A 14173-nucleotide genomic window follows, 5' to 3' on the forward strand; every position below is an offset into this window, starting at 1 on the left:
GGCTTCAGCTCGCTGCGAGGCGCTTCTTCTCGGTCTCGACGTCGAAGTCGGCGGGCGGCCACTGCGGATCGATGTCCTGGAGAACGGCGAGCAGCAGTTCCTGGACGGCGAGGCGCGCGTACCACTTGCTGTTCGCCGGCACGACGTACCAGGGCGCGTGCTCAGCCGAGGTGCGGTCGAGCACGGCCTGGTATGCCTGCATGTACTGGGGCCACAGCATCCGCTCGTCGACGTCGCCGGGGTTGTACTTCCAGTACTTGTCCGGACGATCGAGGCGCTCGGCGAGGCGCTCCTTCTGCTCGTCGGCCGAGATGTGCAGCATGACCTTGATGATGCGCGTACCGGATCCCGCGATCCGGGCTTCGAACTCGGTGATCGCGTCGTAGCGCCGTTCGATCTCGTCGTCAGAGGCCAGCTTGCGCACCTTGCCGATCAGGACGTCCTCGTAGTGGGAGCGGTCGAAGACGCCGATGAAGCCGGGCTGCGGCAGCCGCTTCTCGACGCGCCAGAGGAAGTCGTGCGCGAGCTCCTCGTCCGTCGGAGCTTTGAACGCGACGAGTTCTATGCCCTGCGGATCGACACCGCCGACGACATGCCGGACGACGCCGCCCTTGCCCGCGGTGTCCATCGCCTGCAGCACGAGCAGCACGGAGTCGTGCGCGTCACCGCCCCGACTCGCGGCGTACAGCCGCTCCTGCAGTTCGCCAAGACTCTGGATGCCGGTTACGAGGTCCTTCTCGCCGTCCTTCTTGTCGCCGCCGTAGCCGGGGTGACTGCCCGGGTCGACGGCGGAGAGCGTGAAGCCCTCCCCTACGCGCAGCAGTTCGGTCGCTTCTGCGCTCCAGCCTCGCTTGCTCATGCGTACATCCTGCCCGGGCCTGCCCGATCGCGCGAGGATCAGAACGCGCCGAGTGCCCGAAGCCCCGCAGTTCGCCGCTCCATGCCGTGAGTCTGTCCTGTTCACTCACGCGGCAGCGGAACCTCGATGATCTGACGGCCTGCCACGGGCGAGGTCAGCGCCTGGTCGAGCGCGGCGCGCGTGGTGATGCGCTGATAGGCCCAGCCGTACGCGAGCGCGAGCTGTTCGAGTCCAGCGGTGTGAGGTGTGTAGAAGACACGGTCGAGATCAGCACGCGGGGCGGAGGCCGCCACCTCGAGCCCGTCGAAGATCGTGCCGCCGCCGTCGTTGCCGACGATGACCTGGATGCGCGGCTCGGTCTCGTCGGGCGGCAGCAGCAGTGCGCCGACATCGTGGAGAAAGGCGAGGTCGCCGAGCAGCACGCGCGTGATTCCGGCCGCGCCGTCGGCCTGACTGGCGATCGCGATGCCGATGGCGGTGGCTATTGTCCCGTCGATCCCAGCCAGCCCGCGGTTGGAATGCACCGGAACCTTCTTGCCGCCGAGCACCGCGTCGGCGACACGGACGAGCCTGGAGGACCCGAACATCAGCCGGTCGTGCGGCCAGGTCGCACGCCACACGGCGTCGACGAGCAACTCGCGATCGAGCGGGCGACGAACGGCTTCGAGCTCGGCGCGCATCGCATCGCGGCGCGCCCCGAGGTCGGTGGAGTGCAGGCCGTCCTGGTCGGGTGCGTTCTCGCTGAGGTCGATGACGGAGGCGGCTGACGCCCGCATCCATTCGCCGAGCCAGGCGCGGTCGGCTTCGCCTTCCGCGACCGAGACGGATGCCGCGGCACGGGTGCGTCCGCTGAGGTTCAGCGACTCGCCACCCGAGCGCACGGCGACGATGTCGACGTCGTCGCGCTTCAGCAGCGCAGTCGCCTCCCGACTGAGGGTCGGATGCCCGAGCACGACGACCCGTTCGATGCGGCCGCCCAGCTGCTCATCGCGCAGGTGCTCGCGGTAGCCGTGCACGACATAGCGTCCGAAGCGCGAGCCGCTGACGATCTCGGCGATGAGCGGCCAGGATCCGGCGAACGAGATCTCCTCGGCCGCAGGCCCTGCGTCGGCGCCGGCGAGGACGACGGTACGGGGTCCGCGTTCCAGGGCATACGACTCACCGGCATCCGAGGTCGGCGCCGTGCCGGCCACCGCCGCGAAGTCGTCCGGCAGAGCGCTCGAGAGCGGCTCACGAGTCGGGAGGTTCAGATGCACGGGGCCGCGGACGCCCGGCAGGGCGTCGGACGCGGCATCCGCTCCCATGGCGGCTGCGGTCGCGCGCGCGCCGAGGCCGTCCCAAGAACCGTCGCCCGGCACGGGGGCATCGTGCTGCCAGCGCACGAACGGACCGAACATGCCGGGCTGGATCGTCGCCTGATTCGCCCCGACGCCGCGCAGTTCCGGCGGGCGGTCCGCCGTGAGCAGGAGGAGCGGGACTCCGGAGTGGAATGCCTCCATGGCAGCGGGCAGGAGCCCGGCAGCGGCGGTGCCCGAGGTGCAGACCACGGCAGTCGGAACCCCGCTCTCGCGGGCGAGGCCGAGCGCAGTGAAGCCGGCGACGCGCTCGTCGATGCGGATGTGCACGCGGATCGCGCCCTGGCGGGCGAGATGCGAGGCTGCGAGCGCGAGCGCCTGCGAGCGGGAACCGGGCGAGATCACCACGTCGCGGATGCCGGACGCGACGAGCTCCGCGAGCAGGGATGCCGCGGCATCCGCAGCAGGCGATGAGGTCATGAACGCGAGTCCGCGGCCGGGCCGTCGGTCTCGTCGTCGAGGCGCGCGAGTTCCTCCTCGAGGCGCCGGATGCGTTCGTCCTGCTCGCTGTTGCCGAGGCTGCGGAGGAACTCGGGGTCGTCGTCAGGGGCGACGGAGCGCATGCTCTCCTGGTCGCTGCGGCGGCGGCGCCCGATCACGAACCAGAGGATGCCGCCGAGCACGGGGATCAGCACGACGATGGCGATCCAGGCGGCCTTGGGCACACCGCGGTGCCGCGTCGCCGGCTGCACTGCGCAGTCGACGATGCTGAACACCCAGAAGACTAGGGCGAGGAAAGCCAGAACAGCCCATACCCGGAACACGTATCCAGTCTAGGCGGGTTCCGCGATGGCGGGCCCCGGGGTGCGCTCGGACGGTGGACGCTCGAACCTGAGCCGTAGACGCGACGGCGGGAGTCGAACCCGCTGCACTTCCGGGTATGAACCGGAGCCCGGGACCACCCGGATCGCCGCGATGACATCGACGCTACCGGCCACGGTCCTGCACTCCCAGCATCCGCGCGAAGATCTCGCAATACGACGAAGAATGTCGGGAGGTTTCACGCCGATCTAGACTGGTGAGATGAAGTTGCCGCCTATTCTCGTGTACTCCGTGCTGCGGCTGCTGGCGTTTCTCGTACCTCTGGCGATCATGTGGTTCTTCTTCCCGATCCTGCGCGAATACTGGTGGCTGACCGTCATCTTCGCCGCGCTCATCGGTGCGAGCCTGTCGGTGCTGTTCCTCCGCAAGCCGCTCTCCGGGGCATCCGCCGACATCTACGAGCGCCGGGAGGCACGTGGCCCCGGCAAGCAGACGGGCGCACAGCAGGATGCCGGTGCCGAGGACGCCGCCATCGATGACGCGGCCCCCAGCGAGCCCAACCCTCCGCGCGAGAGCTGACGCTCGGCCGACGCTAGCCGTCAGCCCACGAAAGCCCAGTACAGCGCGCCGGCGTACAGCAGAGCCGTGAGCGAGGTCAGCCCCAACGCCACGACGAGCTCGCGCGGCTGACGGTACGTCCACACGATGACGATCGCCGGGATGCCGGCGAGCAGCGCCATCAGCGCGAGCCAGGCGATCGGGTACAGCAGCGCGATGAAGGCTGCGATCAGGAACGGCACGACGATGAAGACGGTGAAGAGCACGCGCGTCGCGGGGCGGCCGATCTTCACGGTGAGCGTGCGCTTGCCCACCTCGCGGTCCTGATCGATGTCGCGGAGGTTGTTCGCGAGCAGCACGGCGCAACCGAAGAGCCCAGCGGCCACGGCGCCCAGCCACGCCTCCTGAGGCAGGTGGAACGCCTGAACCCACGTCGTTCCGAGCACGGGGACGAGCCCGAAGAACACGAAGACGAAGACCTCGCCGAGTCCCATGTAGCCATAGGGGCGCTTGCCGCCCGTGTAGAACCAGGCCGCGACGATGCAGGCTGCCCCGACCGCCAGCATCCACCATTGTCCGGTGCGGATGACGATCGCGAGGCCGACGAGGGCGGCGAGCGCGAAGAAGGACAACCCGATGATCAGCACCGTGCGCGGATTCACGCGGCCGGATGCCGTCAGGCGGGCAGGACCGACCCGATGGGCATCGGTCCCGCGGACGCCGTCGCTGTAGTCGTTCGTGAAGTTCACGCCGATCTGCAGCAGAACCGCGACCGCGAGGCAGGCGAGCGCGATGACCCAGTGCAGCTCACGATCGACGAGCTGCGCCGCCCCGGTGCCGATGACGACGGGGGCGACGGCGAGCGGCAGTGTGCGCAGACGGGCGGCCCCGATCCAGTCCTCCGCGGTGATCGGCGGAGCCTCGACGATGGGTCGCTTGGCCGGATTTCCGCTGGTGCGGACCGGCTTCCGCTTCGTCGCCGACTTCTTGCGCTTCGAGGATGCTGCCACGGAGGGTCAGTTTAGTCGGCGCGCTGATGCGCTACGGATTCGGGTTGCTGTCCTTGCCGTCCAGCCACAGGGTGTCACTGGCGTCCGCATGCGTTCCACCGGAGTCGACGTGCTTGGCGGAGATCCGCGGGCCCTTCGTGATGACGTGCACGATCGCCATGCCGTGGCCGCGACCGAGCTCGTAGTCCGCCTTCAACCACTCGAGGATCGGCGTGGCCTTGGTGCTCTGGTCGAAGCCTTTCTCACGAGCGAGGTCGACGATCTGGCGCGGCGTGAGTCCCGTCTTGGTCTCGACGGCATCGAGGTAAGCCTGGAATGACATGACCGCAGATTACCCTTCGACAGGCTCGGGGACCGCTATTCCGGCTCGACTGCGATCGGGCGATTCTCGTAATAGGTCTGCAGGACGATCGTTGTTCGCGTGCGCACATTGGCGACGGCGCGGATGGTGTTGACCAGCTCCTCCAGCGCCCGCGGAGACGCGACCCGCACGAACAGCATGTAGCTCGCCTCACCGGCGATGGAGTGACACGCCTCGATCTCGGCGAACTTCTCGAGGAGCTCCGGTGCGTCGTCTGGTTGCGCCGGGTCGAAGGGAGTGATCTCGATGAACGCCGACAAGGGCTTGCCCAGCGCCTCGGCGTCGAGAACCGGCCGGTACCCGGTGATCACGCCACGGGATTCCAGCCGTCGAAGCCGGGATTGCACGGCCGACGTCGACATCCCGACGGCGTCCGAGAGCTGAGCGAGCGTCGCCCGGGCGTCTCGGGAGATCTCGGCGATGATCCGGCGGTCGACAGCATCCTCCATAGGTGGAATAATATCGGCATACTTACGCTTTCGCCGGATATTTTCCGCTGAGTCATCGATCGGAGGTCCCGATGTCCACTCCTCTTCAGACCACTGCCATCATCGGCGAACCCGAGGTCGTCGAGGACGCAGCCCGCGCAGAGACCAGCGCAGCCTGGCGGATGCTGAAGGACGCGGCCATCGCGATCCGTGAACTGCAGGTGAAGGACGGATCGGTTCCGGATGCTGAAGCGCGCGACGCCGCGCAGCGACATGTCGCCGCGATCGTGGCCGGCATCCGCGCGCTCGCCCCGGCGTTCCCGCACGACGCCGGGTACCTCGCCGCGTCGGTGCGCGACTTCGAACGCTGGGCCGCGGAGGATTTCGGCATTCCGGACTTCCTCGACTCGCTCGTGGCCTTCCAGCCGCAGCAGCACCGCATCGACGGCATCCGGCACCTCGTGGTTTTCCCGATGTACACCCAGAACGGGTCGCCCGACCGGCTGGTCGAGGCCCTCATCGTCGAGACGATCTGGCCCGAGTTCATCGCCGAGCTCGAGGCGGGCGACTACGGCAACAAGCTGTTCGTCTCGCTGCGGCTGATCGACTTCACCCCCGGCTACGACACGAACTCGGCCGTGCTGTTCCCCGAGACGGTCGCGATGCGCGAGATCCCGACGTTCACGTGGGGCGCGATCTTCCAGGACCGCGAGGCCGCCCGGTACCGCCGCGTCGTCCGCGCTGCATCCGAGATCACCAAGCTCGAGCTGCCCGACGACGCCGCGCGGATGCTCGACGACCAGGACCTCACCGAGAAGACGTTCGTGATGTGGGACATCATCCACGACCGCACGCACATGCGCGGCGACCTGCCCTTCGACCCGTTCATGATCAAGCAGCGGATGCCGTTCTTCCTGTACTCGCTCGAAGAGCTGCGCTGCGACCTGACCGCTTTCAGGGAATCGGTCGCGATTCACCGCGCTCTCTCCGCACGCACCGACGAGCTCTCGCGTTCGGAGCAGGAGATGCTCGAGCACGCCGGGCTCGTGCAGTACGCCGTGATCTTCGACCGCATCTTCCGCTTCGCGATCACCGGTTCGCGCGTGCGCAACTACGACGGACTGGGCGGACAGCTGCTGTTCGCGTGGCTTCACCAGCACGGCGTGCTGCACTGGACCGACACCCGGCTCACCTTCGACTGGGACGGTGTGGCCGATGCCGTCATCGCCCTCGGCGAGAGCATCGACGAGCTGTACTGGCGTTCCATCGACCGTCCGAAGACGGCGCACTGGCTGGCAGCCTACGAACTGGTGCGCAGCGTGCTGACGCCGAATCCGGCATCCGCCTGGGCTCGCGGCCTGTCGGACGAGGTTCTCGCCGGAGCTCCGAAGGGCTACACGGACGCGGTGATGGACGACGAGTTCCCGCTCTCGATGTTCTTCGAGGCGCTGGAGAAGAAGATGCGACCGGTGATCGAGTCGACCTCGGGCATCCGTGGCACGGATGGCTGACTCGGCCGAGCGCTCTGAAGCATCGGGCGCGTGATGACTGCTGAGGGACGCACGATCGTGCTCGCCGGGGGAACGAGCGCGGCAGGGATAGCGATCACGCGGGCACTGGTGGATGCCGGTGCCCGCGTGATCGCGACCGGCCGGTCTGCGGCCGGCCTCGGAGCCGCGCGGGATGCCGGTGCTGAGACGCACATGGCGGATGCGACCTCGCTCAAAGACATGAACAGGCTTGCTGGGGCGCTCGAGGACGTCGACGCGGTGATTCCGCTGGTCGGCGGCTGGCGCGGGGGCGGCGGACTCATCGGACAATCCGATGATGACTTCGCCGCCCTCCTGCCGGCGCTTGAGGCCGTCCGTGCGACGTCGCGCGCGTTCGACGCGCTGTTGCAGGCGTCGGATGCCGGACGCTTCGCGATCGTGTCATCAACGGCGGTCGCCCGCCCCCTCGCCGGGGGCGCGAACTACGCGGCGGTGAAGGCTGCGAGTGAAGCGTGGGCGCGCGCCGTCGCGCACGGGTTCGCGAAGCACGCTCGGGATGCCGGCGAGCCGCTGCGTGCGGCATCCGTCATCTTCCGAGCCAAGGCGCTTGAGCCGGATGCTCTTGCAACGGCCGTTGTCCGGCTATGGGATGCCGCGGCGGACGAGCTGAACGATCGCGTGATCGAACTGGGCTGAAGCCGAACGTCAGTCGCGCCGCTCCGGCGGGACGCCGGGGACGACCGGCGGAGCATCCGCGGTATCGGGTCCGTCCGGGATCTGCTGCTCGGGTGCGTTCTCGTAGAGCAGCGTGAGCTTGCGGTAGGAACGGGTGAAGAACGCCAGACCGGCGGCGACGACCATGATGAGCCCGGCGAACAGGCAGACCAGGGCGATCCCGCGCGCATCTCCCTCGCCGAGCAGCCAGCCCCACCGCTGTCGACCGGCCGAGCTGTCCATGTACGGGATGATGAGGAACTCGGCGATCGGGGCGATGAGGAACGCCGTGACCGGAGCCGCACTCGCCTCGACCGCTGCCGCTGTGCCGAACACGCGCCCCTGCCTCTGGAAGGGCACCACCTTCTGGATCACGGTCTGCTCCGCCGCCTCGACCGGCGGCACGAGCATCATGTAGAACCACATGCCGACGACGTAGAGCGGCCACCACTCGCGCAGCATGAACACCCCGCCGAGCAGCCCCATCGCGATCACGACGAGCAGCATCGTGCGCACCGGCCGCTTACCGAGCCCGAACTTGGCCACCAGCGCGCCGCCGATGAGGAAGCCGGTCGATGCGAACGCCAGGGCGATCCCCCACAGTTGAGCGTTGAACAGCGTCAGCCCGTACGGGTCCATCAGCGCCATGTAGACGCCGCCGATGAGGTTGTTGAACGTCGAGAAGATGATCAGGGCGAACAGGCCGGGCGCCATCCGGATCGCCTGCACACTGCCGCGGAAGTCGAGGGCGCCGGAAGAGTTCGGGTCTGGGACGGGCTCCGCCTCGGGAATCCGGATGAACAGCAGATGCACGAAGGTCACGCCCATGAAGAAGATGGCGATGACCAGGGTCCATCCCATGCCGAGGAAGCCGATCGACAGCCCGGAGAACACGCTCGTCACCAGGAACGCGATTCCCTGCACCGTTCCGACCAGGCCGTTCGCGTTGGCCCTCTTCTCCTCATCGATCAACAGGGTCACCGTCGTCGACAGCGCGATGTTGCGCAACTGCTCGATCACACCTCCGAGCAGGATGATGCCGGCGAACACCCAGAACCACGGCGCCCCGAGGTCGAGCAATTGCGCCTCGGTGAAGAACAGATACAGCACGCCCGCGGCGCCGAAGGCGACGGCCGAGACGACGCTCGAGAGCAGCATGACGGCGTGTTTGCGGTGCCGGTCGACGACGGTACCGAACACCATCGCGAACAGCGCGACGAAGAGCATGTAGGCCCCGCCGATGATGCCCGTTGCAAGCACCGACTGCGTCTCGATGTACACCCAGAATGTCAGCGCGAACCACAGGAAGCTCGTCGTCACATTGGCGATGAGCGTGTTGACCAGGACGCCTGCGAACGCCCGCCGAGCCGCGGTTCGGTCCATGCGGAAAACACTAATCATGGGGACGGACATTGCACAGAGCCAACGGAAACTTCGCAAGTAGGCTTGTGCGGTGAGCACTCTGCATGATCCACTCCATGACCCTGAGATCCGGGGATTCGCGTCGGACAACTACTCCGGCATCCACCCCGAAGTCCTCGCGGCGATCGCGGCGGCGAATGAGGGCCACCAGATCGCCTACGGCGAGGACCAGTACACCGAGCGGCTGCAGGAGGTCTTCCGCAGCCACTTCGGCGACGGCATCCAGGCTTTCCCGGTCTTCAACGGCACCGGCGCGAACGTCGTCGGCCTGCAGTCGATGCTCCCGCGCTGGGGCGCGGTGATCGCGGCATCCACCGCCCACATCAACGTCGACGAGGGCGGCGCTCCCGAGCGCATGGGCGGCATGAAGCTGCTCACCGTCCCGACGGATGACGGCAAGCTCACCCCCGAGCTCGTCGACCGCGAGGCCTGGGGCTGGGGCGACGAGCACCGCGCGCAGCCGCTGGTCGTCTCGATCACGCAGTCCACCGAGCTCGGCACGCTGTACACCCCCGATGAGATCCGCGCCCTCGCGGACCACGCGCACGAGCGCGGCATGCGCCTGCACATGGACGGCTCACGCATCTCGAACGCCGCAGCCGCGCTCGATCTGCCGTTCGCCGCCTTCACCCGCGATGCCGGCGTCGACGTGCTGAGCTTCGGCGGCACCAAGAACGGCGCCATGCTCGGGGAGGCGATCGTGGTGGTGAACCCCGAGGCGTCCGACGGTCTCATCTACAGCCGCAAATACTCGATGCAGCTGGCCTCCAAGATGCGCTTCGTCTCGGCTCAGCTCATCGCACTGCTCGAAGGCGACCTGTGGAAGCGCAACGCCTCGCACTCGAACGCGATGGCCGCGCGCCTGAGGGCCGGCATCGAGGCGGGGATCGCCGACGGCACGATCCGCGGCGTCGAGTTCACCCAGCCCACCCAGGTCAACGGCGTCTTCGCGACGCTGCCCGAGGGCATCGCCGACCAGCTGCGCGACGTGTTCCGCTTCTACGACTGGGATGCCGCGCGGCGCGAAGTCCGCTGGATGTGCAGCTTCGATACGCAGGAGTCCGACGTCGACGCGTTCATCGCCGCGCTGGGACGCCTGACGACCGCCTGAAGGCGCGCGAGACCCCGTCTTGTCTCCGAGGCCCCGTCGTAATCTCGGATCTACGACGGGGCCTCGAGCGTAAGACGGGGTCTCGGCGGGAAGGTGCTCAGCGCAGCAGGCCGAGGCTGGCGAGCGCGGTGCGGATCAGCGCGCCCCGTCCGCCTTCCATCTCGTCGGAGACGGCATCCGATGCCGCTTCCTCCGGCGAGAACCAGGTGACCTCGAGGGCGTCCTGACGCGGCTCGCACGTTCCGGTGACAGGCACGACGAACGCGAGCGACACCGCATGCTGCCGGTCGTCGTGATACGCGCTGACACCGGGAAGCGGGAAGTACTCGGCAACGGTGAACGGCACCGGCTGCGGAGGCAGGAGCGGAAAGGCCATCGGGCCGAGGTCGTTCTCGATGTGCCGGAACAGCGCGTCGCGCACGGTCTCACCGAACCGCACGCGTCCGGACACGATCGTGCGAGTCATCTCACCCAGCGGCGTCGAACGCAGCAGGATGCCGAACTCGGTGACCTGACCAGTGCCATCCGTGCGCACGGGGATGGCCTCGACGTACAGCATGGGCAGACGACGCCTAGCCTCGGCGAGCTCGAACTCGCTCAGCCAGGCCGGATTGTTCGCGTCGGAGGGCAGCTCGCTGTACTGCGAGAGATCGTCGCTCTCGCCGTCAGGGTCTGGATCTGGTGTGCGCACCGCCATGATCCATTTCTACCAGTGTCGGTGCGCGCTGGCAGGATGGCTGTGTGAGCGACCTCCTGAATATCGATGCGGATGCCACTCGCTGGGCGCCCGCGCGCCGTGACGGCCTGCCGCTTCTCGTGATGCTGCACGGCTACGGCTCGGACGAGAACGACCTCTTCGCGCTGCGACCGTTCCTGCCCGAGGGGATCGCCGTGGCATCCGTGGCCGCGCCCCTCACCCCGCCGTGGCCGTCACCGGGTCGCTCCTGGTACCCGATCGAGGGGTTGGAGAGCCGCAGTTCCGAGGGGACGACCGCGGCGGCCGAAGCTCTGCTGCGTTGGCTGGACGCCGAGGCGGCCGATGTCCCGAAGGTCGCGCTGCTCGGCTTCTCGCAGGGCGCTGCCGTGTCGTTGCAGGCCATGCGTTTGGATGCCGCCCGCTTCGGCGCGATCGTCGCCCTGAGCGGCTACGCGACGCCCGGCGATCTTCCCGACGACGAGGGGCTGCGCGCGTCGAAGCCTCGGGTGTTCTGGGGCCGAGGCACCAACGACGACGTCATCCCCCAGCCGCTGATCGATCACACAGCGCAGTGGCTTCCCGACCACTCCGATCTCACCGGGCGGGTCTATCCCGGCCTGACGCACAGCGTCTCCGAGGACGAGCTGCTGGATGTGCGGGTCTTCCTGGAGAAGTGGCTGGACGACTCAGCGGACTGAGCCGCCGTCCCGGTCATCGGTGTCCGGATCGATGTCCGACCCGCTTGCCCCAGAGGCTTCGTCATCGAAGGTCGGGTCCGCCGCGACGTCGTCTGCCGTGTCGTCAGGCCGCTGACGGCGACCCGCTGCGCCGAACGCCAGCGCGAAGGCGATGCCGATGGCAATGCCGATCGCGATGCCCAGGCCCATGTTGTCGAGTGCGGAGCCCATCGCGACGCCGACGCCCATGCCGAGGGCGATGCCGATTCCCCAGCTCGCGCGCTGGCGGGCCTCGCCGGTGCTCATGTCCCTGTCAGCCATCCTTCAACGGTACGCGCGGGAGGTCGGGGCGGCATCCCTCTCACGACGGACAGCGCAACACGCCCGACGGTTGCGCAGTGCGACACGCCCGGGTAGCATCGACGAGTCCTGTCCGCCGTGTTTGGAAGTTCATTGATCTGAGTCGTCGCCTCCGCGCCCATCTTTCCGCGCGCTGACACGACCATTCCTCACGGCCTCGCCCGGCCGATCCGGCGCTCGCTCCGACGCGCCCCGGCCGGCTGCCGGTGTCAGTGCATTCGCACACCCCGGAGACAGACTCATGCACGCACCAACCACACACTCATCGGTCACCCTCGACCGCATCACCCTGACCTGGGCCGACGGCCAGACGGCACTCGACGACGTCACCGGTTCGTTCAGCGCCGGCAGGACAGGACTCGTAGGACGCAACGGGTCAGGCAAGTCGACGCTGCTGCGCCTCATCGCCGGCGACCTCGAGCCGACCTCCGGCGCGATCGTCACGGCAGGCGACGTGGCGTACCTGCCGCAGCGCCTGACGCTCGACACGGATCGACGGGTCGCCGAGCTCCTCGGCATCGCCGCGCCGTTGGACGCCGTCCGTTCGATCGCCTCCGGCGACGTCGACCCGGCGCACTTCGATGCCGTCGGCGACGACTGGGACATCGAGGCGCGCGCCGAAGTGGCCCTCGCCGACGCAGGCCTTGACCCGTCGTTCCTCGACAGGAGCGTCGGAGAGCTGTCGGGCGGCGAGGCCGTGCTCGTCGCCATCGCCGGCATCCGCCTGCGCCGCGCGCCCATCACGCTGCTCGACGAGCCGACCAACAATCTCGACCGCGAGGCGCGAGCCAAGCTCGCCGCGATGGTGCACGCCTGGAAGGGCACACTCATCGTGGTCAGCCACGATGTCGCGCTGCTCGAGCTGATGGATGACACGGCCGAGTTGTACGCACACACCCTCAGCGTGTTCGGCGGGCCGTACTCGGAATGGCGCGCCTGGCTGGAGGCCGAGCAGAACGCCGCGCGTCAGGCAGAGCGCGATGCCAAGCAGAGCCTCAAGAAGGAGAAGCGTCAGCGGATCGAGGCCGAGACGAAGCTCGCGGGTCGCGCTCGTGTCGCCAACAAGGCCTTCGTGGAGAAGCGCGTGCCCAAGATCATCGCGAACGGGCGGAAGATGGCCGCGCAGGTGTCGTCCGGCAGGCTGCGCACGGAGGTCGCCGAGAAGGAGAGCATCGCCCGCGAGGCTCTCGACGCGGCCGGGCATCGCGTCCGCGGGGATGCCTCGATGAAGATCGAGCTGCCGGATCCCGATGTGGCCAGGAGCCGACGCATCGCGACCATCAGTGACGCCGAGCGGTCCTGGGTGGTCCAGGGGCCCGAGCGCGTCGCCATCGTCGGTGCCAACGGCGTCGGAAAGACGACGCTGCTGCAGCGGCTGGTGGCATCCGGCACCCCGCATAACTCCGGAGTTTCTTCGCAGATCCGCGCCGATTCGGCCGCGGAGCGCGCCGAACAGCAGATTCTCCGGAGTTATGCGGCTGAGACGGATCCGCCGACCGTCGACGCGCACGCCCACACCGACCGCATCGGGTATCTGCCGCAGCGGATCGACGGACTCGACGATTCGCGTTCGGTGATCGAGAACGTGGCACTGGCGGCACCGGAGATTCCCGAGAAGGAGCTGCGCAACCGCCTCGCCCGCTTCCTCATCCGCGGGAACACGACGGATCGCGCGGTGAGCACGCTGTCGGGCGGTGAACGCTTCCGGACGGCTCTGGCGACGCTGCTGCTCGCCGACCCGGCCCCGCACCTCGTCGTCCTCGACGAACCGACGAACAACCTCGACCTCGACACGGTCGATCAGGTCGTCGAGGCGCTGCGCGCCTACCGGGGCGCGGTGCTCATCGTCAGCCACGACGACGCGTTCCTCGCCCGACTCGATCTCGATCTGATCCTCGAGATCGAGGCCGATGGACGGTTGACCGAGGTCGCCGCGCTGACTACTTAGCGCGACTGCTGCGCATCGCCCTGGTGTGCGCGAGCGACGAGTCGGCGGCGAGTGCCGCGTACTCCTCGGAATCTCGCGGCACCAGGGCGACGCGTCCCTCCGCATCGTGGTGCGTGCCCCAGCCGTAGCGCTTGCCGAGCGGCGACGACCGGAGGCACGGCTGCCCCTTCGAGAAGAACTCCGCGCGAGCCGCCGCGTCGCTCGGATCGATTCCCCTCCGCAGGGCGTGAGTCTCGAAGAGAACGTCATCCGACGTGCGCCCGTATGGCTTCTCGGAGATCAGCCGGTAGTGCAGCGCGGCGATCGACAGGTTCTCCGCGATCGGCGGTTCGGCACCGTGATCTATCGGACAGTCCTCTGATACCTCGATGAACGTGCCGCTGTAGTTCGTCGTGTGGTCGGTCATGACACCACCATCCCC

The 14173-nt window shown here is 68.2% G+C and carries 16 protein-coding genes and 1 tRNA gene; 6 read left to right on the forward strand and 11 right to left on the reverse strand.

Annotated features, from left to right (window positions below; translation table 11 throughout):
* Positions 1–4: 4 nt before the first annotated feature.
* The 4 genes from LQZ87_RS12290 to LQZ87_RS12305 form a co-directional block, all read right to left on the reverse strand.
* Positions 5–859, reverse strand: a complete 855-nt coding sequence (locus LQZ87_RS12290; protein WP_230103726.1) for a PPK2 family polyphosphate kinase — start codon at positions 857–859, stop codon at positions 5–7.
* A gap of 101 nt (positions 860–960) precedes the next feature.
* Positions 961–2634 (reverse strand): 2-succinyl-5-enolpyruvyl-6-hydroxy-3-cyclohexene-1-carboxylic-acid synthase, encoded by a 1674-nt coding sequence (menD, locus tag LQZ87_RS12295; RefSeq protein WP_230103727.1) that lies wholly within the window; start codon positions 2632–2634, stop codon positions 961–963.
* The gene (locus tag LQZ87_RS12300; RefSeq protein ID WP_230103728.1) at positions 2631–2978 is read right to left on the reverse strand and encodes a PLD nuclease N-terminal domain-containing protein; all 348 of its coding nucleotides are present in this window, start codon (positions 2976–2978) and stop codon (positions 2631–2633) included. Before LQZ87_RS12300 ends, menD begins: the two co-directional genes overlap by 4 nt.
* 78 nt (positions 2979–3056) lie before the next feature.
* Positions 3057–3129 (reverse strand) — tRNA-Met (locus LQZ87_RS12305).
* Between the two features lie 108 nt (positions 3130–3237).
* On the opposite strand from LQZ87_RS12305, the gene LQZ87_RS12310 reads away from it, so the two are divergent.
* Positions 3238–3555, forward strand: coding sequence for a DUF4229 domain-containing protein (locus LQZ87_RS12310; protein ID WP_230103729.1), 318 nt, complete (start codon positions 3238–3240; stop codon positions 3553–3555).
* Positions 3556–3575: 20 nt separating this feature from the next.
* Here LQZ87_RS12310 and LQZ87_RS12315 read toward each other — a convergent pair whose 3' ends face one another.
* Genes LQZ87_RS12315 through LQZ87_RS12325 form a run of 3 tightly spaced genes read right to left on the reverse strand, consistent with a single transcriptional unit; the run spans position 3576 to position 5354 of the window.
* The gene (locus LQZ87_RS12315) at positions 3576–4544 is read right to left on the reverse strand and encodes a 1,4-dihydroxy-2-naphthoate polyprenyltransferase (RefSeq protein WP_230103730.1); all 969 of its coding nucleotides are present in this window, start codon (positions 4542–4544) and stop codon (positions 3576–3578) included.
* A 31-nt stretch (positions 4545–4575) separates the two neighbouring features.
* Positions 4576–4866 carry a DUF4287 domain-containing protein gene (locus LQZ87_RS12320; RefSeq protein WP_230103731.1) on the reverse strand — a complete coding sequence of 97 codons (291 nt, stop codon included), beginning with the start codon at positions 4864–4866 and terminating at the stop codon, positions 4576–4578.
* 35 nt (positions 4867–4901) lie between these two features.
* Positions 4902–5354 carry an Lrp/AsnC family transcriptional regulator gene (locus tag LQZ87_RS12325; RefSeq protein WP_230103732.1) on the reverse strand — a complete coding sequence of 151 codons (453 nt, stop codon included), beginning with the start codon at positions 5352–5354 and terminating at the stop codon, positions 4902–4904.
* Between the two features lie 71 nt (positions 5355–5425).
* On the opposite strand from LQZ87_RS12325, the gene LQZ87_RS12330 reads away from it, so the two are divergent.
* Positions 5426–6844: a DUF6421 family protein gene (locus LQZ87_RS12330; RefSeq protein ID WP_230103733.1), complete on the forward strand. Its 1419-nt coding sequence runs from the start codon at positions 5426–5428 to the stop codon at positions 6842–6844.
* Positions 6845–6877: 33 nt separating this feature from the next.
* Entirely contained in the window at positions 6878–7519 is a 642-nt protein-coding gene (locus LQZ87_RS12335) for an SDR family NAD(P)-dependent oxidoreductase (protein WP_230103849.1), read from the forward strand.
* Between the two features lie 9 nt (positions 7520–7528).
* Here LQZ87_RS12335 and LQZ87_RS12340 read toward each other — a convergent pair whose 3' ends face one another.
* A complete protein-coding gene (locus LQZ87_RS12340; protein ID WP_230103734.1) occupies positions 7529–8920 on the reverse strand; it encodes an MFS transporter in 1392 nt (463 codons plus the stop codon).
* 70 nt (positions 8921–8990) lie between these two features.
* On the opposite strand from LQZ87_RS12340, the gene LQZ87_RS12345 reads away from it, so the two are divergent.
* Positions 8991–10070, forward strand: a complete 1080-nt coding sequence (locus LQZ87_RS12345; RefSeq protein WP_230103735.1) for a low specificity L-threonine aldolase — start codon at positions 8991–8993, stop codon at positions 10068–10070.
* A gap of 97 nt (positions 10071–10167) precedes the next feature.
* Here the strand turns inward: LQZ87_RS12345 and LQZ87_RS12350 are convergent, their stop codons facing one another.
* On the reverse strand, positions 10168–10767 hold the full coding sequence (locus tag LQZ87_RS12350) for an NUDIX hydrolase family protein (protein WP_230103736.1): 600 nt from the start codon (positions 10765–10767) through the stop codon (positions 10168–10170).
* A gap of 44 nt (positions 10768–10811) precedes the next feature.
* Here LQZ87_RS12350 and LQZ87_RS12355 point away from each other — a divergent pair, with 44 nt between their 5' ends.
* A complete protein-coding gene (locus LQZ87_RS12355; protein ID WP_230103737.1) occupies positions 10812–11465 on the forward strand; it encodes an alpha/beta hydrolase-fold protein in 654 nt (217 codons plus the stop codon).
* On the opposite strand, the gene LQZ87_RS12360 is transcribed toward LQZ87_RS12355, so the two are convergent.
* Positions 11454–11765, reverse strand: coding sequence for a hypothetical protein (locus tag LQZ87_RS12360; RefSeq protein WP_230103738.1), 312 nt, complete (start codon positions 11763–11765; stop codon positions 11454–11456). The two genes, LQZ87_RS12355 and LQZ87_RS12360, sit on opposite strands and share 12 nt — an antisense overlap.
* Positions 11766–12045: 280 nt before the next feature.
* On the opposite strand from LQZ87_RS12360, the gene LQZ87_RS12365 reads away from it, so the two are divergent.
* A complete protein-coding gene (locus LQZ87_RS12365; RefSeq protein WP_230103739.1) occupies positions 12046–13752 on the forward strand; it encodes an ATP-binding cassette domain-containing protein in 1707 nt (568 codons plus the stop codon).
* On the opposite strand, the gene LQZ87_RS12370 is transcribed toward LQZ87_RS12365, so the two are convergent.
* On the reverse strand, positions 13745–14158 hold the full coding sequence (locus LQZ87_RS12370) for a DUF6157 family protein (RefSeq protein ID WP_230103740.1): 414 nt from the start codon (positions 14156–14158) through the stop codon (positions 13745–13747). The genes LQZ87_RS12365 and LQZ87_RS12370 overlap by 8 nt on opposite strands.
* Positions 14159–14173: the final 15 nt, after the last annotated feature.

The sequence above is a fragment of the Microbacterium sp. Bi121 genome (assembly GCF_918698005.1).
Taxonomy (GTDB): Bacteria; Actinomycetota; Actinomycetes; order Actinomycetales; family Microbacteriaceae; genus Microbacterium.